Here is a 22,809-nt window from a genome sequence, read left to right as displayed (position 1 = left end):
TGTCAATGTCATTTTTTGTTTGTAAAACAAAGCACGCTATTTGCGTGCTTTGTTTTTAAATCAATCCCAGCTCAAAGCCCCGCCAGTCTGGTACTCAGTAACCCGCGTTTCAAAGAAGTTTTTCTCCTTCTTCAAGTCGATCATCTCGCTCATCCACGGGAAGGGGTTGTTCACGCCGGGGTAGAGCTGGTCCAGGCCAATCTGCTGCATGCGGCGGTTGGCAATGAAGCGCAGGTATTCCTTGAACATGCTGGCGTTCAGGCCCAGCACGCCGCGCGGCATGGTGTCTTCGGCGTAAGCGTATTCCAGTTCCACCGCGTGTTTGAACAGTTCGGTGATCTCGGCCTTGAAGCTTTCGGTCCAGATTTCCGGCTGTTCCAGCTTGATGGTGTTGATCAGGTCGATGCCGAAATTGCAGTGCATGGACTCGTCGCGCAGGATGTACTGGTACTGTTCCGCCGCGCCGGTCATTTTGTTCTGGCGGCCCAGCGCCAGGATTTGCACAAAGCCCACGTAGAAGAACAGGCCTTCCATGATGCAGGCGAACACGATCAGGGATTTGAGCAGCTTCTGGTCGTTTTCCAGCGTGCCGGTCTTGAAGGCCGGGTCGCACAGTACATCGATGAAGGGGATCAGGAATTCATCTTTGTCGCGGATGGATTTGATTTCGTTGTAGGCGTTGAAGACTTCGCCTTCGTCCAGGCCCAGGCTTTCCACGATGTATTGGTAGGCGTGGGTGTGGATGGCTTCGTCAAAGGCCTGGCGCAGCAGGAACTGGCGGCATTCCGGGCTGGTGATCTGGCGGTAGGTGCCCAGCACGATGTTGTTGGCGGCCAGGGAGTCCGCGGTCACGAAGAAGCCGAGGTTGCGCTTGACGATGCGCATTTCGTCTTCGGTCAGCTGGCCGGTTTTCCACTGTTCAATGTCGCGCTGCATGTTCACTTCTTGCGGCATCCAGTGGTTGGCGCATTGGGCCAGGTATTTTTCCCATGCCCATTTGTGTTTGAAGGGCACGAGCTGGTTGACGTCGGTGGTGCCGTTGATCACTTTTTTGTCCACCACGTTGACGCGGCCGGCGGCGTTGGCGCCCGCGGAGGGGGCGGCCGGTTTGGTTTCGATGGTGTCGTCAAAGTTCAGCATTAAGGGCTCCTGTCTGGATTTACTCCGCGTCCGGCGCGGTGATTTGGGGCGGCAGCGGCTGCTTGTCGCCAGCCAGGCTGGGGCTGAGCGGCAGGCTGCTTTTGCGCAGTATTTGTATCTGGCGCGGCGCGGCGGCGATTGCCGGCACCGGGTCCAGGTCCACGTGCAGGCTGCCCAGTTTGCGGTAGCCTGCGTCTTTGCCATTTTCGCCATGGCGGGCGATACAGAATGCGGTGGCGCTCATGAGCGGCGTCCTTTCAGAAGCGCAGCTGTTGGCTGAGGCGGTGGATCAGCTGGCGTTCGCTGCTTTCCTCCTGCTCCACCTGGCTGCCGCGCGGCTGCCGCAGCTTCAGCAGCTGGCGGTATTGCCGGTTGGCTTGTTCTATGTCTTGCTTGAGCAGCTCTATTTGCTGCTGCAGTTCTTCCGGCTGGCAGTACACCACCAGCGCATCCGCTTCCACCCAGGCTTTGCGCCACACTTTCTGGCGCGGCAGGCGGCGGGCTTCGTTGAACAGGTCCTTCCATTCGCAGGGCGGGGCCTGGTTCAGCGTCAGGTACATATTGAACAGCACAAACTGCTTGTCGGGGTTGTGGGTTCTTTGTTCGCAAAACCCGTTGATCCGGATGTTTTCAAACGTTTGCATCTGACCTCCTGCTGAAGCCTGGCTTGTGGCGGCGGGGCCGTGGGCCTCGTCTTCCTGGAACCCGCTCAACACCCGCCGCGCTTGCTTGCTTGGCCTTGAGCTGTTTCCGTCGCCCGCATCGCGGGCCGGCGGCGTTTCCATCCCGAAGCCGCCTGAGGGCAAGCGGCTTGAGGCTGGGCACTACTTACTGTTGCGGCGCGTCCTGATACTGGACCAGGCCGTAAATCTTCCACTGGCCATCCACCCGTTTCAGGTGGTAGCCGGTGCAGTATTCCCAGGCCGGCTGGTCCTGGCGCTGCACAATCCAGCGCACGCGGGCGCTGGCGGCGTCTTCGCCAAAATTCAGCACGCTGTCCAGCTGGTGGCTGGCGCTGAGAAAGCCCTGGCTGCGGTACCACGCCAGCAAGGCGGTGGTGGTGTCGCGCAGCGATGCCATGTCTTCCCAGCTGCTCAGGTCTCCCTGGTGGATGGCGGTGAAGGGCACGGTGAAGTGCGCGGTCACTTGGGGCACATCCAGCTGGCTGTAGCCAACGGCGTAGCTGTTGAAAAATTCCTCTATGTTCATCCGGTTTCCCCTGGTTTTGTGTGTGTGCGGCTTCCCTTGCCCTTACGGTCTGGCGCGGGTTGTTGCTGCGTTCCCCATTGGCCAGCCGTCTGAACGGGCAGGCGGCTGGCCAATGGGTGGGGCGGCCGGATTACGGGGCCATGTCACAGCCGGCTGCGGGCAGAGGGCTGTGAGATGGAGCCTGGCCGGGGCCAGGCTGGATGTTTCTGAGGAAGGCTGGCTAGGGGCCGCTTCCATTAGAAGTCGCCAAAGTCGTGCTAGCTGGTGTGACACTCTCTCGAGCAATGGACACAACCGTTTGACTGCGGATAGACCGCTCGTGCAGCTATGACTGCGCTTCTGCAGCCTGCATGCTCACCCAGCGGGTGACGGTTGGCCGGAAGTGGCAAATGGTGGCAGTTCTGAGTGTGGACCTCATGGTCGCCATTTTGCTGCTTCTGACGGTTTACATAGTACGTAGCCATGTGTTGCTCCTTTCGCGAAGGTGTTCAGAACAAAATCAACATTGCTGCAACTACTTCTACTGCCATTGCTCATTGTTTTTACTAAGAGTGCTTCACCTAACCTTTCTTGGTTGGAGGGCTCAGCAGGCCTGAGCCCTCCATGTACAACTCTTTACTGGCAGCTCTCGCAATCCGGGTTGTCGATGCTGCAGAACTTGGCGTCGGTGGCCGGGGTGTTGTCCACCATGGCTTCCGGAGCCGCGGCGGCTTGGCTGTGGCTGTTGGACACCGCGTTCAGTTCGCCGCCGCGGCCGGTGGATTTCTCGGCGCTGGTGGCGGCCAGGGTGCGCAGGTAGTAGGTGGTTTTCAGGCCGCGCAACCAGGCGTGCTTGTACAGCTCGTCCAGTTTCTTGCCGGAGGCGCCCGCCATGTACAGGTTCAGGGACTGAGCCTGGTCGATCCACTTCTGGCGGCGGGAGGCCGCTTCCACCAGCCAGCGCGGGTCCAGTTCAAAGGCGGTGGCGTAGATGGCTTTCAGCTCGGCCGGCACGCGGTCGATCTGGCCCAGGCTGCCGTCAAAGTATTTGAGGTCGGCCACCATCACTTCGTCCCACAGGCCGGCGGCTTTCAGATCGCGCACCAGGTATTCGTTGGTGACGGTGAATTCGCCGGACAGGTTGGATTTGACGAACAGGTTCTGGTAGGTCGGCTCAATGCTCGCCGATACGCCGATGATGTTGGCGATGGTGGCGGTGGGCGCGATGGCCAGGCAGTTGCTGTTGCGCATGCCGTGGGTTTTCACGCGTTCACGCAGCGCGTTCCAGTCCATGCGTTCGCTGCGGTCCACTTCCAGGAAGCCGCCGCGTTCGGCCGCCAGCAGGTTGATGCTGTCGTGCGGCAGGATGCCGCGGTCCCACAGGCTGCCCTTGTAGGACGGGTAGCGGCCGCGTTCTTCCGCCAGTTCGGTGGACGCCCAGTAAGCGTAGTAGGCCACCATTTCCATGGATTCGTCGGCAAACTCCACCGCGGCGTCGGAGCCGTAGGCCACGCGCTTCTGGTGCAGGCAGTCCTGGAAGCCCATGATGCCCATGCCCACCGGACGGTGTTTCAGGTTGGAGTTGCGCGCCTTCTTCACCGGGTAGAAGTTGATGTCGATCACGTTGTCCAGCATGCGCAGGGCGATGCGGATGGTGCGCTGCAGTTTTTCGGAGTCCAGGCTGCCGTCGGCCTTCAGGTGGGCGGACAGGTTGACGGAACCCAGGTTGCAGACCGCGATTTCGTCCTCATTGGTGTTGAGGGTGATCTCGGTGCAAAGGTTGGAGCTGTGCACCACGCCCATGTGCTGCTGCGGGCTGCGGATGTTGCACGGGTCCTTGAAGGTCATCCACGGGTGGCCGGTTTCAAACAGCATGGTCAGCATTTTGCGCCACAGGGACAGCGCCGGGATGCGCTTGTACACCTTGAGTTCGCCGCGTTCGCCCATGGCTTCGTATTCTTTGTAGCGCTTCTCGAAGGCCGCGCCGTACAGGTCGTGCAGGTCCGGGGCTTCGGACGGGGACAGCAGAGCCCAGTCCGCGCCTTCCATCACGCGCTTCATGAACAGGTCCGGAATCCAGTTGGCGGTGTTCATGTCGTGGGTGCGGCGGCGGTCGTCGCCGGTGTTCTTGCGCAGCTCCAGGAATTCTTCAATGTCCGCGTGCCAGGTTTCCAGGTAGGCGCAGACGGCGCCTTTGCGCTTGCCGCCCTGGTTCACCGCCACGGCGGTGTCGTTGACCACTTTCAGGAACGGCACCACGCCTTGGGATTTGCCGTTGGTGCCCTTGATGTGGGAGCCCATGGCGCGCACGGAGGTCCAGTCATTGCCCAGGCCGCCGGCAAACTTGGACAGCAGGGCGTTTTCCTTGATGCCTTCGTAGATGCCGTCCAGGTCGTCGGCAATGGTGGTCAGGTAGCAGCTGGACAGCTGGCTGCGACGGGTGCCGGAGTTGAACAGGGTGGGGGTGGACGACATGAAGTCGAAGCTGGAGAGCACGTTGTAGAACTCGATGGCGCGCTCTTCGCGGTTCACTTCGTTCAGCGCCAGGCCCATGGCCACGCGCATGTAGAAGGCCTGCGGCATTTCGATGCGGTTGCCGTCCACGTGCAGGAAGTAGCGGTCAAACAGGGTTTGCAGGCCCAGGTAGCCAAATTTCAGGTCGCGGTTGGCGTCCAGCGCGGCGCCCATTTTTTTCAGGTCGTATTCGCCCAGTTTTTCATCCAGCAGTTCGGCGTCGATGCCGTTCTTGATGAAGGTGGGGAAGTACAGCGCGTACTGCTTGGCCATTTCTTCCTGGCTGACGGCTTCGCCCAGGATTTCCAGGCGGATGTTGTTCAGCAGCAGGCGGGCGGTCACGTAATCGTAAGCCGGGTCCTGCTCAATCATGGAGCGGGCGGCCAGGATGGCGGATTTGTTGACTTCGTCTTCGCTGACGCCGTCGTAGATGTTCTTCAGGGTTTCGCTCAGGATGGCGTCGATATCGATGCCGGCCAGGTTCTGGCTGGCGGATTCGATGGTGGCGCGCAGGCGGGCGATGTCCAGCGGCAGCTTGCGGCCGTCTTTGCGCACCACGTTGATCTGCACCTGGGTCAGCGCTTCGCCGCGGGCGGCGCGCTCTTGGGCGCGCTGTTCGCGGTACAGCACGTAGGCGCGGGCTACATCATGCTCGCCAAAGCGCATCAGAGACAGTTCCACTTGGTCCTGGATGTCTTCAATGTGGATGGCGCCGCCTTCCGGCTTGCGGCGCATCAGGGCGCTGGCCACTTGCTCGCTCAGCTGGGCGACTTTTTCGCGCAGGCTGGCGGAGGTGGCGCCTTGATGGCCCATGACGGCCAGGAAGGCTTTGGTCATGGCGATGGAGATCTTGACGGGCTCGAACGGCACCACCGCACCGTTGCGACGGATGGTTTTGTACTGGCTGAAATCGGCCTTGGGCGCGGCTGCGCGGCCGAGTTCTGCGGCGGTCTGCCCTTCAAAGGTGGTCAATTGCATGTAGCCCTCGATAAGGTGGGTGGTTGCGTCCTTCCGTTGCTGCGTTTCCCGAGGGGCAGGCCGGCTGTGGACAAATCTGTTGAAAAGCTGTGCGCGAGCTGTGGGTAAACACAATATGTATTGTTTGTAGCTCGCGGAACACCCAAATTCTAGTGTTGAGTATGGGGCAGTACAAGTCTTGACAGCGGAAGATTTAATGGCTGTTTTGGCGCGGACGAGGGGCGAAAGCCCGTGGTTGTTGGCTTTGCGGGGCCTGAGATTTTTTTTGGCCGGCTGACACATTTCATTCTGTAGGCAGGAAACCTTGCTGAAACAAGCCGCAGCGGGGAGGGCGGCGCAGGCCACTAGATGTTGTGGATTTGCATCAGGGCGCGGACGGCATCGCGCGGGCGGAAATTGGTGCGTAATTGGTGTGTTGGGTTTTTGGCCTGTCCGACCGCGCGGTCAATAAAAAGCCCCGCGGGCGGCGGGGCTGTGGGGTGGGTGGCTTAGAACCTGTTTACGATCTGCTGCGCGTCGGCGATACGGCGTTGAAACCGGATTCGAAATGCTCATGTACTGTATGTACACTCCGCTTTCTCAGCCGTTTTCGCCTTGTCTCGCTCTTGCTCGCGAGATCGTAAACACGCTCTTAGAGCGTAAACAGGTTCTTACTCCAGCCAGATCAGGCTGGCCATGCGGCCGGTCTGGCCGTCGCGGCGGTAGGAGTAGAAGCGCGCGCGGTCTATCACCGTGCATTCTTCGCCGCCGTAGATCTGCTCCACGCCGGCGGCGTTCAGGCGCTGACGCGCCAGCGCGTAGATGTCGGCCAGGAATTTGCCGTCGCCGATATCGCTGAAGGCGGCCGCGGCGGCGGGGTCCCGCTCCATGAAGGCGGCGCGCACTTCCGCGCCCACTTCAAAGGCGTCCGGGCCGATGGCGGGGCCCAGCCAGGCCATCAGCCGCGCCGGGCGTTCCTGGCAGGCGGCCACGGCGGCTTCTATCACGCCTTCACACAAGCCGCGCCAGCCGGCGTGGGCGGCGGCCACCACCGTGCCTTCGCTATTGCACAGCAGGAGCGGCAGGCAGTCCGCGGTCATCACCGCGCACACCGCGCCACTTTGGCGGCTGAAGCTGGCGTCGGCGTCCGGCGGCTGGGCGCCCACCTCGGCCGCGTTCAGCACCGTCACGCCGTGCACCTGGTTCAGCCAGGCCGGCTCCGCCGGCAGTTGCTGGCGCAGCAGCGCGCGGTTGGCGGCCACGGCGGCCGGGTCGTCGCCCACGTGCTGGCCCAGGTTCAGGCTGTGGAAGGGCGCGGCGCTGACGCCGCCGTTGCGGGTGGTGATCAGGGTGCGCACATTGGGCGGCGCCGGCCAGTCGGCCTCCAGCCAGTCCGGCGCTTGTTCGGCAGGCCGTTCAGCGGACATAGATCACCTCCACGTCGCCGTCGTCTTCATCGTCCTCTTCGTCCCAGTCCTCGTCTTCCGGCTCGTCCTGCAATTGCGGCAGCGGCGCGGCGTCGGCGGTGTCGCCGTCTCCGCGCAACACGTCCAGCAGGTGGCGCAGGTCGTCCGGCAGCGGGGCTTTCCAGTTGCGTTCTTCGCCGCTGGCCGGGTGCACCAGGGTCAGGGAGTAAGCGTGCAGCGCCTGGCGGCCCAGCGTCTTCACCACGGCGGCCACGCCTTCGTCCATCTTGTGGCGCAGGTTGCCGTAGACCGGATCGCCGGCCAGCGGGTGGTTGGCCTCGCGCATGTGCACGCGGATCTGGTGGGTGCGGCCGGTTTCCAGCTTGCATTCAATGTAGGAGTGGCTGGCGAAGCGTTCCAGCACCCGCACATGGGTGATGGCCTGTTTGCCGCCAAACTTCAGCACGGCCATTTTCAGGCGGTTGTGCGGATCGCGGCCCATCTGGGTTTCTATGGTGCCGTCAAACGGCACGTTGCCGTCGGCGATGGCGCGGTAGATGCGCTTGACGGTGCGCGCCTGCAACTGGCGCACCAGCTCGGTCTGGGCCGGCAGCGTCTTGGCCACCACCATCAGGCCGCTCGTGTCCTTGTCCAGGCGGTGCACAATGCCGGCGCGCGGCACCTGGGCCAGAGCCGGGCAGTGGTGGAGCAGGCCGTTGAGCAAGGTGCCGCTCCAGTTGCCGGAGGCGGGGTGGACCACCAAACCGGCCGGTTTGTTGATCACCAGGATATGATCGTCTTCAAAGATGATGGGCAGGTCCATGGCTTCCGCCTGGAAGGCCATCTCCTCGTTGCTGCGCATCAGGGTGACGTCCAGCTTTTCGCCGCCCAGCACTTTGGTCTTGGGCGCGACGGGCTTGCCGTCCAGCAGCACATGGCCGTCCTTGATCCATTGCGTCAGCCGGCTGCGCGAGTATTCCGGCATCAATTTCGCCAGCGCGGCGTCCAGCCGTTCGCCGCACAGCGACAGCGGAACATCAAGTTGTTGTGTGGCGGATACCTCGTTTTCCGAGATGTCGCTATAATCGTCCGGGTCAAAGTAAGGATCAGTCATGAAAAGATACGTTGTCGCTGCAATGTTGGTGATGGGGCTTGCCGGTTGTGCAACCACGGAAACCTACGATGAGACTCGCGGCTGGACCGTGGAAAAGCTGTATTCGGAAGCGCATGATGAGTTGAACAGCGGCAATTATACCCGCGCTGTCAAGCTCTACGAAACGCTGGAAGCGCGTTTCCCTTACGGGCGCTACGCCCAGCAGGCGCAGATGGACCTGGCTTACACCCATTACAAGGATAATGAGCCGGAGCAGGCCATCGCCTCCGCCGACCGTTTCATCAAGCTTCATCCCACCCATCCAAACCTGGACTACATCTATTATCTGAAAGGCTTGGTGTTTTACAACGATGATTCCGGGCTGCTGGCCAAATGGGCCGGTCAGGACATGAGCGAGCGCGATCCGCGCGCCGCGCGCGAGGCTTTCGCCGCCTTCCGCGAGCTGGTGACGCGCTTCCCCAACAGCATTTACAAGGAAGACGCCTCCAAGAAGATGGAGCGGCTGCTGGACGCGCTGGGCGGCAACGAGATGCACGTGGCCCGTTATTACATGAAGCGCGGCGCTTACCTGGCGGCGGCCAACCGCGCCCAGGGCGTGGTGAAGAGTTACGCCAACACCAAGTATCCGGAAGAGGCGTTGGGCATCATGGTGGCGGCTTACGACAAGCTGTCCATGCCGCAACTGCGCGACGACGCCAAGCGCGTGCTGGCGCTGAACTACCCCAATAGCGAATACCTGAAAGAAGGCTGGTCCATCGAGGACATGCCGTGGTGGAAGCTGTGGAAGTAAGCCGACCTTAAATGGTTTGAAAGCCCCCGGAATCCGGGGGCTTTTTGTTTGACGCCGCGCAGGCGCAGCGGGGCAAGGGTTTGAGGGCAATGCCTGCGGGATGATATGGTTTCGCCCTTTAAGCCGATAATCATAATTAGCCATGTCCAAAACCTTCGCCTCCCTATTGGCGCTGGCCGTCTTGTGCGCGCCGCTTGCCGCCGCCGCAAAACCAGACTTCGTCCTATTGAAGGCGCGTTACCCGGAAAAGCTGTCCTACGACGGCTCGGCGCAGCTGCTGAGCGCCGGCGGCGGCGAACTGAACGATTCCGCCATGGGTTTGATCGACGCGCTCAAGCTGCGTTTTCCCTGGCATGAGCTGTGGGCGCTGCGTTCGGCCAATGGCCTGAGCTTGCGTCAGGGGGGAATGGAGGCGGCCCTGCCTTTGCCCAAGGGCGGCTATTTCACCGCCAGCTATGTGGCGATGTCGCGAGACGGCCTGACCTTGGCTTTTGGAAGCGGCCGGGACGGCAAGCTGGAGGCGGTGCGTTGGCGGCGCGGCGGAGCGCTGGAGACGCTGGTGCCTGTCGGCCTGGCCTGGCTGTCCGGCGTCACCGACATCAGCGCCGACGGCCGCACGGTGATTGGCTGGCTGCTGAGCGATAAAGGGGCGATGCCGCGCGGCTTCCAATGGGTGGAGGGCAAGGGTTTCAGCTTGTTGCCGGAGCCCATGAGCCTGCCGCTGGCGCTGAGCGCGGATGGGGCCGTAACGGCCGGCATCGCCCTGCGCGGCGATCTGGACACGCTGCGACGGATGCGGCGCATGCAAGATTTCATGAATGAAAGCCCGCTGATGAGCGATGGCGTGGCGACTCAGCTGCATGTTTCCGGCGTCCATCTGGGGCGCGGCGATGTGGCCGGCTACTTCAAGCATGCCGACACCGGCGTGTGGCACGGCTTTGTCTGGAACTCGGACGAGGGCAAGCCAAGCCGGCGCGAGCCCTTGCCGTGGCCGGCCGAGGCGGAAGGCAAGATGGATGGCGCGCAGCGCGACGCTCAGGTGTTGGCCTGGGCCGGCATGAGCGGCGCAGACGGGAAGATCTTCACGGAAAGCGACGCCGTGCGTTGGCGTGGGGGCGAGGGCGTCAGCGTGATCCGCGCCAAGTCGGTGTTGGAGGGCTTGTCCGCGGACGGGCGCACGGTTTTTGTGTCCTTCGACCGGGAAAACGACCATAGGCGCGCCTTCGTGCAAATCTCGCCGGAGGGCGAGGCGGATCTGGAGGCGGCGGTGCGCGCGGAAACCCGCAAGGAGAGCCTGGGGATGTTCTTGCGTTCGGTTTCCGAGGATGGCCGCCGCGTATGGCTGAGCGCGTCCGCTACGGACGGAGAACACCCGCTGCGCTTGGAAAACGGCAAGCTGGCGCCGTTCTCGCCGGTGATCGGCGATCTGACGCTGACCGCTTATAGTCAGGACGGCCGCGTGGTGGCGGGCATCTCCACCCAGCCGGAGCAGGGCGGCTACGCCACTTTGCGCTGGCGCTTTGGCGCGCCCAAGACGCAGCGCCTGTTCTGCCCGGGCGAGGAGCGGAGCAGCAGCCACATCGTCATGTCCGGGGACGGCAAGGTGGTGGCGGCGGGGCAGGATACGCATACCTGCCTGTTCGGGCCTTTGGATTAAATGACAAGGCCCCGCGGAAGCGGGGCCTTGGAGAACGGGTTCCGGCGCTTGCCGGTGGGCTTAAATCGCCTGTTCGTTGGTTTCGCCGGTGCGGATGCGCACCACTTGCTCCACCGGGGTGACGAAGATCTTGCCGTCGCCTATCTTGCCGGTGCGGGCGGTGGCGACGATGGTTTCGATGGCGCGCTCCACCAGGTCGTCCGGCAGGATCACTTCCACTTTCACCTTGGGTAAAAAGTCCACCACGTATTCGGCGCCGCGATAGAGCTCGGTATGGCCCTTCTGGCGGCCAAAGCCCTTGACCTCGGTGACGGTCAGGCCGTTGATGCCCAGCTCGGACAGGGCCTCGCGCACCTCGTCCAGTTTGAACGGCTTGATCACGGCTTCAACCTTTTTCATGCTGGAAGCTCCTTGCTGATGAGATGAAATGCTGTCTAAATGCGGATTATTTTATTAAGCGGCGGACATCCGGGCAATTAGCCGCTTAAAACAAACAGTGAATTGCTGTATTATGACGCGCTTTCCTGATACTTGTCGCGGGTGTCTAATGTCTTACCTTACCAAGCTCCGTGGCGGCGTTGCGCTGTCGCCGTTCCGTCTTGAAAAACTGCTTGCCGCAGCCGCCGAAGCCGGGCTGCCGGACCTCAGCATCAGTGCCGAATTCTGGCATTTCGCCGAAAGCGAAACCGAACTGACGCTGGAAGAGCAGGCCACCTTGGGCAAGTTGCTGAGTTACGGCGAAGCGCCGTTGGCCGGCCAGCCGGATGGCGAACTGTTTCTGGTGACGCCGCGATTGGGCACTTTGTCGCCCTGGGCCTCCAAGGCCACCGATATCGCCCAGCACTGCGGGCTGGGAGGGATTTACCGCATCGAACGCGGCACCGCCTTCTGGGTTAAGTCCGCGCAACAATCTTTAAATGAAGAGGCTCGTCATATTTTGACGGGCCTCTTGCACGATAGGATGACGGAAACGGTGTTGGCCTCGCTGGACGCCGCCGCCCGCCTGTTTGTCCATCAAGATCCGCAGCCGATGAGCAGCGTGGACATCCTCGCCGGCGGCCGCGCGGCGCTGGAGGCGGCCAACGCCGATCTGGGCCTGGCCCTGTCCGAGGACGAGGTGGAATATCTGGTGGAAAACTTCACCAAGATGCGCCGCAATCCCACCGACGTGGAATTGATGATGTTCGCGCAGGCCAACTCCGAGCACTGCCGCCACAAGATCTTCAACGCCAAATTCATCATCGACGGCGAGGAGCAGGAAAAGTCGCTGTTCCGCATGATCCGGGACACCCACGACGCCAATCCGCAAGGCACGCTGGTGGCGTACAAGGACAACGCCTCGGTGATTGAAGGCGCTTTCATCGAGCGCTTCTATCCGCAGCCGGAAGGCCACGGCTACGCTTACCACAGCGAGCCCACCGATATTCTGATGAAGGTGGAAACCCATAACCACCCGACGGCGATTTCGCCGTTCGCCGGCGCGTCCACCGGCAACGGCGGCGAGATCCGCGACGAGGGCGCCACCGGCCGCGGCTCGCGTCCCAAGGCCGGCATGACCGGTTTTACCGTGTCCAATCTGAACATCCCCGGCTTTGTGCAGCCGTGGGAGCGTTACAGCGACGTAGCGGCGCAATACGGCAAGCCGGAGCGCATCGCCTCCGCCTTGCAGATCATGCTGGAAGGCCCGATTGGCGGAGCGGCGTTCAATAATGAGTTCGGCCGTCCCAATCTGACCGGCTATTTCCGCACCTTCGAAGAAGTGGTGGAGGGCGAGATGCGCGGCTATCACAAGCCGATCATGATCGCCGGCGGCCTGGGCAATATCCAGCAGCAGCAAATCCACAAGAACGAGATTCCGGAAGGCGCGCTGCTGATTCAGCTGGGCGGCCCCAGCCTGTTGATCGGCCTGGGCGGCGGCGCGGCTTCGTCCATGGACACCGGCGCCAATAGCGCGGACCTGGACTTCGACTCCGTGCAGCGCGGCAACCCGGAAATCGAACGCCGTTGCCAGGAGGTGATCGACCGCTGCTGGCAGATGGGTGACGCCAACCCCATCGTGTCGATTCACGACGTGGGCGCGGGCGGTCTGTCCAACGCCTTCCCGGAGCTGGTGAACGACGCCGGCCGCGGCGCCGTCTTCTATTTGCGCAAAGTGCACCTGGAAGAAAAGGGCATGACGCCGATGCAGATCTGGTCCAACGAGTCGCAGGAGCGCTATGTGATGGCGGTGCTGCCGCAGGACCTGGAACGCTTCACCGCGCTGTGCGAACGCGAGCGCTGCCCGTTCGCGGTGCTGGGCGTGGCCACCGACGACGGCCATCTGCAGGTGCGCGACGATCACTTCGACAACCATCCGGTGGACATGCCGCTGGAGGTGTTGCTGGGCAAGCCGCCGCGGATGACCCGCGACGTGAGCACCCGCGAACGCGATCTGGCCATCTTCGACGCCTCGCGCTTTGAATTGAAGGAAACCGCGCTGCGCGTGCTGCGCAACCCGACGGTGGCGGACAAATCCTTCCTGATCACCATCGGCGACCGCACCGTGGGCGGCATGACCGCGCGCGATCAGATGGTGGGCCGCTGGCAGGTGCCGGTGGCGGACGTGGCCGTCACCACCATGGGTTTCAACACCTACCGCGGCGAAGCGATGGCGATGGGCGAACGCACGCCCACCGCGCTGTTCGACGCGCCGGCCTCCGGCCGCATGGCGATAGGCGAGGCGCTGACCAATATCGCCGCCTCTTTCGTCGGTCACTTGGGCAACGTCAAGCTGTCCGCCAACTGGATGGCCGCCGCCGGCCACCCGGGCGAGGAAGCGCGCCTGTACCGCACGGTGGACGCGGTGTCCAAGCTGAGCCAGGACCTGGGCATCAGCATCCCGGTGGGCAAGGACTCCTTGTCGATGAAGACGGTGTGGGAAGAGGCCGGCGAGAAGAAAGCCGTGACCGCGCCGCTGTCGCTGATCATTTCCGCTTTCTCCCCGGTGGAAGATGTGCGCAAAACCGCGACGCCGGAGCTGAAAGAGGACAAGGACACCGATCTGATCCTGATCGACCTGGGCTACGGTCGCTGCCGTCTGGGCGGTTCCATCTACGGCCAGGTATGGAAGGCGATGGAAGGCAAGGCGCCGGACGTGGAAAGCCCGCACCAGTTGGCGGCCTTCTTCAACACCGTGCAGACGCTGTTGCGCGACGATATGTTGCTGGCCTATCACGACCGCTCCGACGGCGGCCTGTTCGTGACCTTGTCGGAAATGATGTTCGCCGGCCATATCGGCGTCACCATCGATCTGCAGGAACTGGTGATCGAGCGCAAAAACACCCAGCGCATCATCGACGACTTCGTGCAGCCCACTCAGGAAGCCGCCACCCATGGCCGCCTGATGCGGGTGCTGTTCAATGAAGAGCTGGGCGCGGTGTTGCAGGTGAAGAAATCCGACACGCCGGAAGTGATTTCGCGCTTCATGAAGGCCGGCATCGGCCGCGAGCTGTTCGTGATCGGCCGCGTGAACAACAAGGACCGCCTGGTGATCAAGCACCGCGGCGTGGAGTTGTTCAACGAGAGCCGTTCCGATCTGCACCGCGAATGGTCCGAGACCAGCGCCCGCATGCAGCGCCTGCGCGACAACCCTGCCTGCGCCGACAGCGAACACCTGCTGCGTTCCAGCCCGAAAGCGCCGGGCCTGAGCGCCAAGCTGAGCTTCGATGTGCACGCCGATCCGGCGGCGCCCTTCGTCGCCGGCGGCGCGCGCCCGCGCCTGGCGGTGCTGCGCGAGCAGGGCGTCAACGGTCAGCTGGAGATGGCGGCGGCTTTCGACCGCGCCGGTTTCGATACCGTGGACGTGCATATGAGCGACGTCATCAGCGGCCGCGTGTCGCTGGCGGACTTCAAGGGCCTGGCCGCCTGCGGCGGCTTCAGCTACGGCGACGTGCTGGGCGCCGGCGAAGGCTGGGCCAAGAGCATTCTGTTCAATCCGCGCGCCCGCGATCAGTTCGAGGCCTTCTTCGGCCGCGGCGACACTTTCGCGCTGGGCGTGTGCAACGGCTGCCAGATGATGTCCAATCTGTCGTCCATCATCCCGGGCGCCGAACACTGGCCCAAGTTCCACCGCAACGCTTCCGAGCAGTTCGAGGCGCGCTTCGCCATGGTGGAGGTGACGGCCTCGCCGTCCATCTTCCTGGGCGATATGGTGGGCAGCCAGCTGCCGGTGGTGGTCAGCCACGGCGAGGGCCGCGCGGTGTTCGCGCCGGGCGCGCAGGAGCAGGCGCTGACGGCGTTGCGCTATGTCGATTTCGACGGCCGCGCCACCCAGACCTATCCGCTGAACCCCAACGGCTCGCCGGCGGGCATTACCGGGGTGACCACGGCCGACGGCCGCTTCACCATCATGATGCCGCACCCGGAACGGGTGTTCCGCACTGTGCAGAACAGCTGGCACCCGGCGGATTGGGGCGAGAACGGCGCTTGGTACCGGATGTTCGCCGCCGCCCGCCGCTGGGTGGGTTGAGCGGGGCCATGGCGGGCCGGTGTTCCGGTCCATGGTGAACATGATCGAAACGGAAGCTTCGGCTTCCGTTTTTTTTATGGTTCAGCGCGCTTTAAGCCCGTAGCCGGCGTCGCGGGCGGCCGCGCGCACCTCCTCCAGCAATAGCCGGGCTTTGCGCGGAATGCGGCGGTTGGCGAAGACAGCGTGCATCTGCGGATTGTCGCCGTGGCTGGAGACGATGCGGTAATCCGGGCACAGCCGCAGCAGCTGGCCGGCGCGGACCAGCGGCTCGGCCAGCCAATCGCCCAGGCGGGCGACGCCCAGGCCGGCCAGCACGGCGTGGAGCACGGCGCTGCCGGAGCTGACGCGGTGCCAGGGCGTCAGATTGAGGCTGAGCTGGTGGCCGGCGGACACGAAGTTCCAGGCTTTCAGCACGCGCGGCGCGGAGTGGATCAGCACCCGGTGCTCCGGCAGTTGTTCCGGCGTTTGCGGCGCGCCGTGGCGCTCGACATAGGCCGGGCTGGCGTAGAGGTGGCGCTGGTAATCCCACAGCGGGTAGCCGATCAGCTCGCTGGAGGCGGGGAAGGCGCCGCGGATGCTGAAGTCCAGCTTCTCGCGTATCGGGTCCAGTATGGTGTCGCTGTACAGCACGTCGAAGCGCAGCTCCGGGTTGGCGTCGGCCATGCGGGTCAGCACCGGCGGCAACAGAGCGTGGCTCATCGCCTCCGGCGCGGAAAAGCGCAGCAGGCCGCGCGGCGCCTCGCTCAAGGCCGCCAGCTCGTCCTCGGCTTCTTCCTGCAGGTCCAGCATCTTGCGCGCCGCGGCGTAATAGCTTTCGCCGGCCAGGGTCAGATTGACCTGTTTTTGCGAGCGCGCCAGCAGGCTGCCGCCCAGCGCTTCTTCCAGCGTCTGCACCGCGCGGGTGGCGCTGCTGGGCGATGTGCCCAGCTGGCGCGCGGCGGCGACAAAGCTTTTTCTTTCTACCACCGCGCAGAATACGCGCAATTCCCATAAGGATTTCATCCCGGCCCCGGCATTCTGATTGCGATTTTCGCAATACGGTATTGCAAGCACGCTTGGCTGGCAAGGCATAGAATCTTGTCCTAACTGTAAGCGGCGCGGAGCCGGGAGAAGTGGATGCTGTTGACCTTGAGTTTTTTGTGCGTGATTGCCTTCGCCGCCGGCCTGGTGGACGCGGCGGTGGGCGGTGGCGGCCTGATTCAGATTCCGGCCTTGTTCAGCGCCTTGCCCAATCTGGCGCCGGCCACGGTGTTCGGCACCAATAAGCTGGCGGCGGCCATGGGCACCTTGTCCGCCGCGCGTTCCTATCTGAAGCGGGTCAAGGTGCCGTGGCGCTTGGTGCTGCCGGCGGCGGTGGCGGCCTTCTTCATGTCCATCGCCGGCGCGGCCACGGTCAGCCTGATCGACAAGGCCGTGCTGCGCCCCCTGGTGTTGGCGCTCCTGGTGGTGATGGCGGTGTACACCTTGTGGAAGAAGGACTTCGGCTCCCTGCACAAGCCGGTGGCGATAGGCCGGCGCGAAATGGCGATAGGCATGGCCATTGGCGGCGCCATCGGTTTTTACGACGGCCTGTTCGGCCCCGGCACCGGCAGCTTTCTGATGTTTTTGTTCATCCGCTTCTTCGCTTTCGATTTTCTGCACGCCTCGGCCTCGGCCAAGGTGGTGAACCTGACCACCAACTGCGCGGCGCTGCTGTTCTTCATCCCCGCCGGCCATGTGCTGTTCCAGTACGCGCTGCCGATGGCGGTGTGCAATATGGCCGGCGCGACGGTGGGCACCTGGGTGGCGATGAAGAAGGGCACCGGCTTTGTGCGGGTGCTGTTCCTGCTGTTGACCAGCACCTTGATCCTCAAGCTGGGCTGGGACATCTTCCACGGCTGAGCGTCTGTTCAAGTCCGCCGTGCTGGACCGGGCGCGGCGGGCGCCGTTGCGCAAGGCGCATGCGCCGCCTCCCTTCCGTTTCTTCCTTTCCTCCTTTCCTCCCTCCTTGTCTCGCCTAATTCTCGGGATGTTGAACGGCCTCCGGGCCGGGCCGGCTTTTGAACTCTGGCGCGGCCTCCTTTATGATGCGGGTTGTCGCCATCTGCGCAGAGAGTTTATGCATCCATCACGTTGTCCGCCCGCGGCGCGGGCGCGGCATTTGCGCGAGCTGCCCAATATCGGCCCCAGCCTGGCCGAGGATTTGCGCCTGCTCGGCATCGAAGAGCCGCGCCAATTGCGCGGCGCCGAGCCTTTGCGGCTGTACCACCGTTTGTGCGAACTGACCGGAACCCGGCAGGACCCGTGCGTGCTGGATACGCTGATGTCGGTGGTCCATTACATGGACAGCGACGAGGCGCGGCCGTGGTGGAGCTTCACCGCCGAGCGCAAGGCGAAAGGCGGCTACTGATGACGCAGCCGGACGCCGATTCCAAGCTGACCGCCTGCCACGATTGCGATCTGCTGATGCGGGTGGCGTTGAAGGGGGAGGGCCGGGCGTGCTGCCCGCGCTGCGGCGCTTTGGTGCGCCGTTACGGCGCGCAGCGGCAGGACGCCGAGCTGGCGCTGCTGCTGACCGGGGTGATCGCCTTTCTGCTGGCCAACGTCTATCCGGTGGTGACCCTGGAGGCCGCCGGAGCCCGCAGCGCGGCCACCTTGTGGCAGACGGTGGTGGCGCTGGAGCGCCAGGGCATGTTGTCGGTGGCGATGCTGGTGATGTTCACCGGCATCGTGATGCCGTCGCTGGAGCTGGGCAGCATGCTCTATGTGCGGCTGCCGCTGGCCTTCGGCCATGTGCCGCGCGGCTTTCCCTGGCTGATGCGGCTGAAGATACTGACCCGCCCGTGGTGCATGGTGGAAGTGTTTTTGCTGGGCATCCTGGTGTCCCTGGTCAAACTGGTCAGCCTGGCCACCGTGCACGTGGGCGTGGGCCTGATGGCCTTGTTCGCCTTGATCGTGTTGATGGCGGCCAGCGCCAGTCGTTTCAATCCGGAAGACTTGTGGGAGCGTTGTCAGCAATGTCGGACTACCGCGTGAAAACCGCCGCGCAGTCCGGCCTGTGGCTGTGCCACGGCTGCGGGCTGCTGTGCCGGGCCGGAGAAGGCGCCCAATCCTGCCCGCGCTGCCACGCCGCGCTGCACTCGCGCAAGCCGCACAGCCTGCAGCGCAGCTGGGCCTTGCTGCTGGCGGCGATGGTGGCCTATCTGCCCGCCAATCTGCTGCCTATCATGGAAACCTCCACCATCATGGGCATGCAGAACGACACCATCATGAGCGGGGTGGTGTATTTGTGGAAATCCGGCTCCTGGCCGCTGGCGCTGGTGGTGTTCACCGCCAGCGTGCTGGTGCCGCTGTTGAAGATTCTGGCCTTGCTGCTCTTGCTGGTGACGGTGCAGCTGGGTTCCGGCTGGGCGCCGCGGCAACGGACGCGGCTGTATCGGGTGGTGGAGGTGATCGGCCCGTGGTCGATGTTGGACATTTACGTGGTGGCCCTGATGGTGGCGCTGGTGCAATGGCAGTCGCTGGCGTCGATCAAGGCCGGGCCGGGGGCGATCGCCTTCGGCACGGTGGTGGTGCTGACCATGGTGGCGGCGATGAGTTTCGACCCCAGGCTGATCTGGGATCAGGTAAAGGAAGACGATGAGCAGTGATCAACCCGAAAAACCGGCCGCAGCCGGCGAGGACTTGCCGGCCGCGGTGCCGGTGAAGCGGCGGCGCTGGTCGCCGTCGCTGGTGTGGCTGATTCCGGTGGTGGCCGCGGTGATAGGCGGCTGGCTGGCGGTGAGCGCGGTCTTGTCGCGCGGGCCCACCATCACCATCGCCTTCCAGAACGCGGAAGGGCTGGAGGCGGGCAAAACCCGGATCAAGTACAAGGACGTGGAGATAGGCGAGGTGAAGGCGGTGTCGGTGAGTCCGGATCGCCAGTCCATCCTGGTCACCGCGGAACTGAGCAAGAACGTGGACGATTACCTGGTGGCGGACAGCCGTTTCTGGGTGGTGCGGCCGCGCATCTCCGGCGGCAGCGTGTCCGGTCTGGGCACGGTGCTGGGCGGCTCCTACATCGGCATGGACGTGGGCAAGAGCAAGGAGCGCCGCACCGAGTTCAAGGGCCTGGAAGTGCCGCCCATCATCAACGCGGACCTGCCGGGCAAGATGTTCGTGCTGCGCTCCGACAATCTGGGCTCGCTCAACGCCGGCTCGCCGGTGTATTTCCGCCGCGTGCCGGTGGGCCAGGTGGTGGGCTACGAGCTGGACCCGGCCGGCAGCGCGGTGAAGCTGTCGGTCTTCATCAACGCGCCTTATGATCACTTCGTCACCGTCAACAGCCGCTTCTGGCACGCCAGCGGCATCGACGTGGCCATCGGCGCCAACGGCCTGAGCGTCAACACCCAGTCCTTGGCGGCGATCGCGCTGGGTGGCATCGCCTTTGAAACCCCGCTTAGCGACGGGCCGGACAAGGCGCCGGACGCCAAATACCTGTTCCTGCTCAATGAAACCCGCGAAAAAGCGCTGCAGAACCGCGACCGGGAAACCCAGTCCTTCCGGCTGAAGTTTCGGCAGTCGGTGCGCGGCCTGACCGTGGGCGCGCCGGTGGATTTCCGCGGCATCACCTTTGGCGAAGTCACCGCCATCGGCATCGAATACGCGGCGGCGCGCAAGGACTTCGACATGACGGTGGACATCCGCACCTATCCCAGCCGGCTCAACACCCTGTCCGGCGATCACAGCCTGTCGGCCAAGATTTCCGTGGAATCTCTGGTGCGCAACGGCCTGCGCGCCCAGCTGCGCTCCGGCAGCCTGATCACCGGTCAGCTTTACGTGGCGCTGGACTTCTTCCCCGAGGCCAAGCCGGCCAAGGTGGCTGTGCGCAACGGCATGACCGAGTTGCCGACGCTGCCGGGCGATCTGGAAGAACTGCAGCGGGTATTGCAGCGCATTGCGCGCCGGCTGGACAAGGTGCCGTTCGACAGCATAGGCGAGGAGCTGAATCAATCGTTGAAATCGCTGCACCAGACGCTGGACGGCATGCGCAAGCTGTCCGAGAACATGGACGGCAAGGTGCTGCCGCAGGCGGTGAAAACGCTGGAAGACTTGCAGAAAACGCTGGAAAGCACGCGCCAGACGATGCAGGCGGATTCGCCGCTGCAGCAGGACGTGCGCGCGGCGGCGCAGGAGGTGTCGGAAACGGCGCGCAGTTTCCGCGCGCTGGCCGATTACCTGGACCGCCATCCGGAAGCGTTGATACGCGGCAAGGGAGAGAAAAAATGAAATCCATCGCGCTGAGCTTGATCATGCTGGCGCTGCTAAGCGCCTGCGCCTCGCCGCCCACCACCTTCCATCAATTGCGGCCGGCGCTGTCGACGGCGGCCGCGACCCCCGTGCTGGGCGTCAGCGTGATGGTGGGGCCGGCTAGTCTGCCCGCGGGGCTGGAGCGACCCCAGCTGGTAGTGGAAGACGCCGCCGGCAATGTTGAATTGCTGGACTTGCAACGCTGGGCCGGTCCGCTGGACCGCATGCTGACGCAAGCCGTGGCGGCGGACCTGTCCCGCTCGCTGGGCCTGGCCAGCATCTACGCCTATCCGCAACCGGGCATGGGCGGCGGGGACGTCCGCTTATTGCTGGACGTGCGCCAGCTGCGCCTGCGTCCGGGGCGCGACGCCTCGCTGGAAGTGGCTTGGCAGGCGCTGCCGACGCAGGGCGACAAACGGCCGCTGGCCAGCGGTTATTTCCTGCAGAGTCAGCCTTTGGCGACGCCGGACGCCGCGGCGGCCGCGGCCGGCCTGCAGACGCTGGTGACCGAGCTGGGCCGCCGGCTGGCCGGCGAGTTGGGGCCGGCTCTGGCCGGCTTCAAGCGCTAGGCGGGGCCGGCGGGCGCCGTTGCGCCCACGGTCTGGCCTGCTCCAACTGGCGGGCCAGCCGCAGCAGGGTCAGGTCGTCGCCGCAGCGCGCGACGAATTGCACGCCTATCGGCAGCCCGGCCTGGCTCCAGTACAGCGGCACGCTCATTGCCGGCTGTCCGCTCATATTGAAGGGTATGGTCCAGCCCAGATACTCCATCAGACGGCGCGAAGTGGCCGGAATCAACTGGCCGAAGCGCAAAGTCCAATCCCAGCCCAGCTTGCCCAGCATCCAGCGCGAGATCGCGGTTTCGGCGGCGCTGGGCCCCAGGCCGCCGACGAGGGCGGGCGGCTGGTTCAGGGTCGGGGTGGCCAGCGCGTCGTAGCGCTGGTGGAAGGTTTCCATGATCCGGGCCTGCTCCCAGGCGAAACCGCGCGCCCAGGCCAGCTCACCGGCGCTGAGCCGCTCGCCGTAGCGCGCCAGCGCCCAGCTGGCCGCTTCCAGTTGCTGGTGGCGCGCCGGTTTGCCGGTGCGGCGCTCGATGTCGCGTAGCAGGCCGGCCATTTCGCCGCAGATGATGGCCAGCATCGCGCGGTTGTATTCCTCCTGCGACGCCAGCGGCGGCGACGCTTCTTCCACCTCGTGTCCCAGCTCGGTCAGCAAGGCCAGCGCGTCGTCCAGCGCGGCGGCGCAGTCCGGGTGCAGCGCGCCGCCCAGGATAGGGCGCTTGCTCCAGGCGACGCGTAGCTTGCCGGGCTCGCGCTGATGCGCGGCGAAAAAGCTTTGTTCCGGCGCCGGCCAGTAATAGGCCTCGCCGCCGCGCGGGCCGCCGGCCAGCAGGTCCAGCATCGCCGCGCTGTCGCGCACGCTGCGCGTCAGCGCGTGTTGGCAGACCAGGCCCTGCCAGCCCTCGCTGTAGTCCGGTCCGGCCGGGCCGCGTCCGCGGCTGGGCTTGAGGCCGAACACGCCGCAGTTGGAGGCGGGAATGCGGATGGAGCCGCCGCCGTCGCCGCCGTGGGCGATGGGCACGATGCCGGCGGCCACCGCCGCAGCCGAGCCGCCGCTGGAGCCGCCCGGGGTGCGGGTCAGGTCCCAGGGATTGCGGCTGAGGCCGTAGACCTCGGATTCGGTGTAGGGACTGAGGCCCAGTTCAGGCGTGGTGGTCTTGCCGATGAAGATCAGGCCGCCCTGGCGATAACGTTGGATGATGTCGGCGTCGCGCGGCGCGACATAGCCGTCGAACAGGCGGCTGCCGTTGCGAGTGGGCACGCCGGCGATGTCGGCCAGCAAATCCTTGATCAGCACCGGGCAGCCGGCGAGCGGGCCGGCGCCTTGCGCTTGCCGCAACTGGGCCTGAGCCTGTTCCGGCAGCGGCAGGCAGACCGCGTTCAGCGCCGGATTCCAGCGCTCCAGCCGTGCCTGGGCGGCGGCCGCGGCCTCGCCGGCGCTGATCTGGCCGCCGGCGATCAGCTGGGCCAGGCCAATGCCGTCGTATTGTTCATAGTCGTTGAAAACGGTCATGCGATCCTCGTGGCGATGCGGTGGCGTCGTCTTATGCTAACGGTATCGTTGGCGCAAGGCCAGGCCAAAGCCTTTTGGGGCGCAGGCGGGCGCAAAGGGCGCATCGATGCACTTGCCAGAGCTAGGAGGGCTCCTTGCGTGGCGGAGGCGTATCGAGGGAGATGGCTGGCAATCAAACTTGGGCTCTGGCCGCATCAC

The 22,809-nt window shown here is 64.3% G+C and carries 19 protein-coding genes; 9 read left to right on the top strand and 10 right to left on the bottom strand.

What is annotated here, in order from left to right; all coding sequences use genetic code 11:
* Positions 1 to 60: 60 nt before the first annotated feature.
* The 7 genes from ACODRW_RS09580 to rluD form a co-directional block, all read right to left on the bottom strand.
* On the bottom strand, positions 61 to 1,140 hold the full coding sequence (locus tag ACODRW_RS09580; RefSeq protein WP_048410338.1) for a ribonucleotide-diphosphate reductase subunit beta: 1,080 nt from the start codon (positions 1,138 to 1,140) through the stop codon (positions 61 to 63).
* A gap of 19 nt (positions 1,141 to 1,159) precedes the next feature.
* Positions 1,160 to 1,384 (bottom strand): hypothetical protein, encoded by a 225-nt coding sequence (locus ACODRW_RS09575; RefSeq protein ID WP_227103441.1) that lies wholly within the window; start codon positions 1,382 to 1,384, stop codon positions 1,160 to 1,162.
* Between the two features lie 13 nt (positions 1,385 to 1,397).
* Positions 1,398 to 1,784 (bottom strand): hypothetical protein, encoded by a 387-nt coding sequence (locus ACODRW_RS09570; protein WP_019102819.1) that lies wholly within the window; start codon positions 1,782 to 1,784, stop codon positions 1,398 to 1,400.
* 184 nt (positions 1,785 to 1,968) lie between these two features.
* Positions 1,969 to 2,349, bottom strand: coding sequence for a DUF6841 family protein (locus ACODRW_RS09565; protein ID WP_107798793.1), 381 nt, complete (start codon positions 2,347 to 2,349; stop codon positions 1,969 to 1,971).
* A gap of 615 nt (positions 2,350 to 2,964) precedes the next feature.
* Positions 2,965 to 5,820, bottom strand: a complete 2,856-nt coding sequence (locus ACODRW_RS09560) for a ribonucleoside-diphosphate reductase subunit alpha (protein ID WP_107798794.1) — start codon at positions 5,818 to 5,820, stop codon at positions 2,965 to 2,967.
* A gap of 650 nt (positions 5,821 to 6,470) precedes the next feature.
* Positions 6,471 to 7,226: a peptidoglycan editing factor PgeF gene (gene pgeF, locus ACODRW_RS09555; RefSeq protein ID WP_107798795.1), complete on the bottom strand. Its 756-nt coding sequence runs from the start codon at positions 7,224 to 7,226 to the stop codon at positions 6,471 to 6,473.
* Positions 7,216 to 8,319 (bottom strand): 23S rRNA pseudouridine(1911/1915/1917) synthase RluD, encoded by a 1,104-nt coding sequence (rluD, locus tag ACODRW_RS09550; RefSeq protein ID WP_488905622.1) that lies wholly within the window; start codon positions 8,317 to 8,319, stop codon positions 7,216 to 7,218. The genes pgeF and rluD overlap by 11 nt, the downstream gene beginning before the upstream one ends.
* Here rluD and ACODRW_RS09545 point away from each other — a divergent pair.
* Together ACODRW_RS09545 and ACODRW_RS09540 are read left to right on the top strand one after the other, a co-directional pair.
* A complete protein-coding gene (locus ACODRW_RS09545; RefSeq protein WP_107798797.1) occupies positions 8,318 to 9,109 on the top strand; it encodes an outer membrane protein assembly factor BamD in 792 nt (263 codons plus the stop codon). The genes rluD and ACODRW_RS09545 overlap by 2 nt on opposite strands.
* Positions 9,110 to 9,251: 142 nt before the next feature.
* Positions 9,252 to 10,766, top strand: a complete 1,515-nt coding sequence (locus ACODRW_RS09540) for a hypothetical protein (protein ID WP_488905621.1) — start codon at positions 9,252 to 9,254, stop codon at positions 10,764 to 10,766.
* 60 nt (positions 10,767 to 10,826) lie between these two features.
* Here ACODRW_RS09540 and ACODRW_RS09535 read toward each other — a convergent pair whose 3' ends face one another.
* A complete protein-coding gene (locus ACODRW_RS09535) occupies positions 10,827 to 11,165 on the bottom strand; it encodes a P-II family nitrogen regulator (RefSeq protein ID WP_019100167.1) in 339 nt (112 codons plus the stop codon).
* A 148-nt stretch (positions 11,166 to 11,313) separates the two neighbouring features.
* Here ACODRW_RS09535 and purL point away from each other — a divergent pair, with 148 nt between their 5' ends.
* Positions 11,314 to 15,273 (top strand): phosphoribosylformylglycinamidine synthase, encoded by a 3,960-nt coding sequence (gene purL, locus ACODRW_RS09530; RefSeq protein ID WP_488905620.1) that lies wholly within the window; start codon positions 11,314 to 11,316, stop codon positions 15,271 to 15,273.
* 81 nt (positions 15,274 to 15,354) lie between these two features.
* Here the strand turns inward: purL and ACODRW_RS09525 are convergent, their stop codons facing one another.
* Positions 15,355 to 16,275 carry a LysR family transcriptional regulator gene (locus ACODRW_RS09525; RefSeq protein ID WP_107798800.1) on the bottom strand — a complete coding sequence of 307 codons (921 nt, stop codon included), beginning with the start codon at positions 16,273 to 16,275 and terminating at the stop codon, positions 15,355 to 15,357.
* Between the two features lie 114 nt (positions 16,276 to 16,389).
* On the opposite strand from ACODRW_RS09525, the gene ACODRW_RS09520 reads away from it, so the two are divergent.
* From ACODRW_RS09520 to ACODRW_RS09495, 6 genes are all read left to right on the top strand, one after another.
* Positions 16,390 to 17,154, top strand: coding sequence for a sulfite exporter TauE/SafE family protein (locus ACODRW_RS09520; protein ID WP_197081470.1), 765 nt, complete (start codon positions 16,390 to 16,392; stop codon positions 17,152 to 17,154).
* Positions 17,155 to 17,371: 217 nt separating this feature from the next.
* Positions 17,372 to 17,662: a helix-hairpin-helix domain-containing protein gene (locus ACODRW_RS09515; protein ID WP_107798801.1), complete on the top strand. Its 291-nt coding sequence runs from the start codon at positions 17,372 to 17,374 to the stop codon at positions 17,660 to 17,662.
* Positions 17,662 to 18,288, top strand: a complete 627-nt coding sequence (locus ACODRW_RS09510) for a paraquat-inducible protein A (RefSeq protein ID WP_488905619.1) — start codon at positions 17,662 to 17,664, stop codon at positions 18,286 to 18,288. Before ACODRW_RS09515 ends, ACODRW_RS09510 begins: the two co-directional genes overlap by 1 nt.
* Positions 18,270 to 18,902 carry a paraquat-inducible protein A gene (locus ACODRW_RS09505; protein WP_107798803.1) on the top strand — a complete coding sequence of 211 codons (633 nt, stop codon included), beginning with the start codon at positions 18,270 to 18,272 and terminating at the stop codon, positions 18,900 to 18,902. Before ACODRW_RS09510 ends, ACODRW_RS09505 begins: the two co-directional genes overlap by 19 nt.
* Positions 18,892 to 20,520 carry a PqiB family protein gene (locus ACODRW_RS09500; RefSeq protein WP_488905618.1) on the top strand — a complete coding sequence of 543 codons (1,629 nt, stop codon included), beginning with the start codon at positions 18,892 to 18,894 and terminating at the stop codon, positions 20,518 to 20,520. Before ACODRW_RS09505 ends, ACODRW_RS09500 begins: the two co-directional genes overlap by 11 nt.
* Positions 20,517 to 21,110: a PqiC family protein gene (locus ACODRW_RS09495; protein ID WP_227103423.1), complete on the top strand. Its 594-nt coding sequence runs from the start codon at positions 20,517 to 20,519 to the stop codon at positions 21,108 to 21,110. Before ACODRW_RS09500 ends, ACODRW_RS09495 begins: the two co-directional genes overlap by 4 nt.
* On the opposite strand, the gene ACODRW_RS09490 is transcribed toward ACODRW_RS09495, so the two are convergent.
* The gene (locus tag ACODRW_RS09490) at positions 21,100 to 22,611 is read right to left on the bottom strand and encodes an amidase (RefSeq protein ID WP_488905617.1); all 1,512 of its coding nucleotides are present in this window, start codon (positions 22,609 to 22,611) and stop codon (positions 21,100 to 21,102) included. The genes ACODRW_RS09495 and ACODRW_RS09490 overlap by 11 nt on opposite strands.
* Positions 22,612 to 22,809 lie beyond the last annotated feature (198 nt).

The sequence above is a fragment of the Chromobacterium sp. FG89 genome (assembly GCF_057808735.1).
The sequence above is the reverse complement of the archived record's forward strand: the minus strand, read 5'-3'. Positions and strand labels throughout refer to the sequence as shown.

What these genes read in the sequence shown, in the direction of transcription:
- ACODRW_RS09580 (WP_048410338.1), bottom strand. Translation starts at nt 1,140, where the DNA reads ATGCTGAACTTTGACGACACCATCGAAACCAAACCGGCCGCCCCCTCC.
- ACODRW_RS09575 (WP_227103441.1), bottom strand. Translation starts at nt 1,384, where the DNA reads ATGAGCGCCACCGCATTCTGTATCGCCCGCCATGGCGAAAATGGCAAA.
- ACODRW_RS09570 (WP_019102819.1), bottom strand. Translation starts at nt 1,784, where the DNA reads ATGCAAACGTTTGAAAACATCCGGATCAACGGGTTTTGCGAACAAAGA.
- ACODRW_RS09565 (WP_107798793.1), bottom strand. Translation starts at nt 2,349, where the DNA reads ATGAACATAGAGGAATTTTTCAACAGCTACGCCGTTGGCTACAGCCAG.
- ACODRW_RS09560 (WP_107798794.1), bottom strand. Translation starts at nt 5,820, where the DNA reads ATGCAATTGACCACCTTTGAAGGGCAGACCGCCGCAGAACTCGGCCGC.
- pgeF (WP_107798795.1), bottom strand. Translation starts at nt 7,226, where the DNA reads ATGTCCGCTGAACGGCCTGCCGAACAAGCGCCGGACTGGCTGGAGGCC.
- ACODRW_RS09545 (WP_107798797.1), top strand. Translation starts at nt 8,318, where the DNA reads ATGAAAAGATACGTTGTCGCTGCAATGTTGGTGATGGGGCTTGCCGGT.
- rluD (WP_488905622.1), bottom strand. Translation starts at nt 8,319, where the DNA reads ATGACTGATCCTTACTTTGACCCGGACGATTATAGCGACATCTCGGAA.
- ACODRW_RS09540 (WP_488905621.1), top strand. Translation starts at nt 9,252, where the DNA reads ATGTCCAAAACCTTCGCCTCCCTATTGGCGCTGGCCGTCTTGTGCGCG.
- ACODRW_RS09535 (WP_019100167.1), bottom strand. Translation starts at nt 11,165, where the DNA reads ATGAAAAAGGTTGAAGCCGTGATCAAGCCGTTCAAACTGGACGAGGTG.
- purL (WP_488905620.1), top strand. Translation starts at nt 11,314, where the DNA reads ATGTCTTACCTTACCAAGCTCCGTGGCGGCGTTGCGCTGTCGCCGTTC.
- ACODRW_RS09525 (WP_107798800.1), bottom strand. Translation starts at nt 16,275, where the DNA reads ATGAAATCCTTATGGGAATTGCGCGTATTCTGCGCGGTGGTAGAAAGA.
- ACODRW_RS09520 (WP_197081470.1), top strand. Translation starts at nt 16,390, where the DNA reads ATGCTGTTGACCTTGAGTTTTTTGTGCGTGATTGCCTTCGCCGCCGGC.
- ACODRW_RS09515 (WP_107798801.1), top strand. Translation starts at nt 17,372, where the DNA reads ATGCATCCATCACGTTGTCCGCCCGCGGCGCGGGCGCGGCATTTGCGC.
- ACODRW_RS09510 (WP_488905619.1), top strand. Translation starts at nt 17,662, where the DNA reads ATGACGCAGCCGGACGCCGATTCCAAGCTGACCGCCTGCCACGATTGC.
- ACODRW_RS09505 (WP_107798803.1), top strand. Translation starts at nt 18,270, where the DNA reads ATGTCGGACTACCGCGTGAAAACCGCCGCGCAGTCCGGCCTGTGGCTG.
- ACODRW_RS09500 (WP_488905618.1), top strand. Translation starts at nt 18,892, where the DNA reads ATGAGCAGTGATCAACCCGAAAAACCGGCCGCAGCCGGCGAGGACTTG.
- ACODRW_RS09495 (WP_227103423.1), top strand. Translation starts at nt 20,517, where the DNA reads ATGAAATCCATCGCGCTGAGCTTGATCATGCTGGCGCTGCTAAGCGCC.
- ACODRW_RS09490 (WP_488905617.1), bottom strand. Translation starts at nt 22,611, where the DNA reads ATGACCGTTTTCAACGACTATGAACAATACGACGGCATTGGCCTGGCC.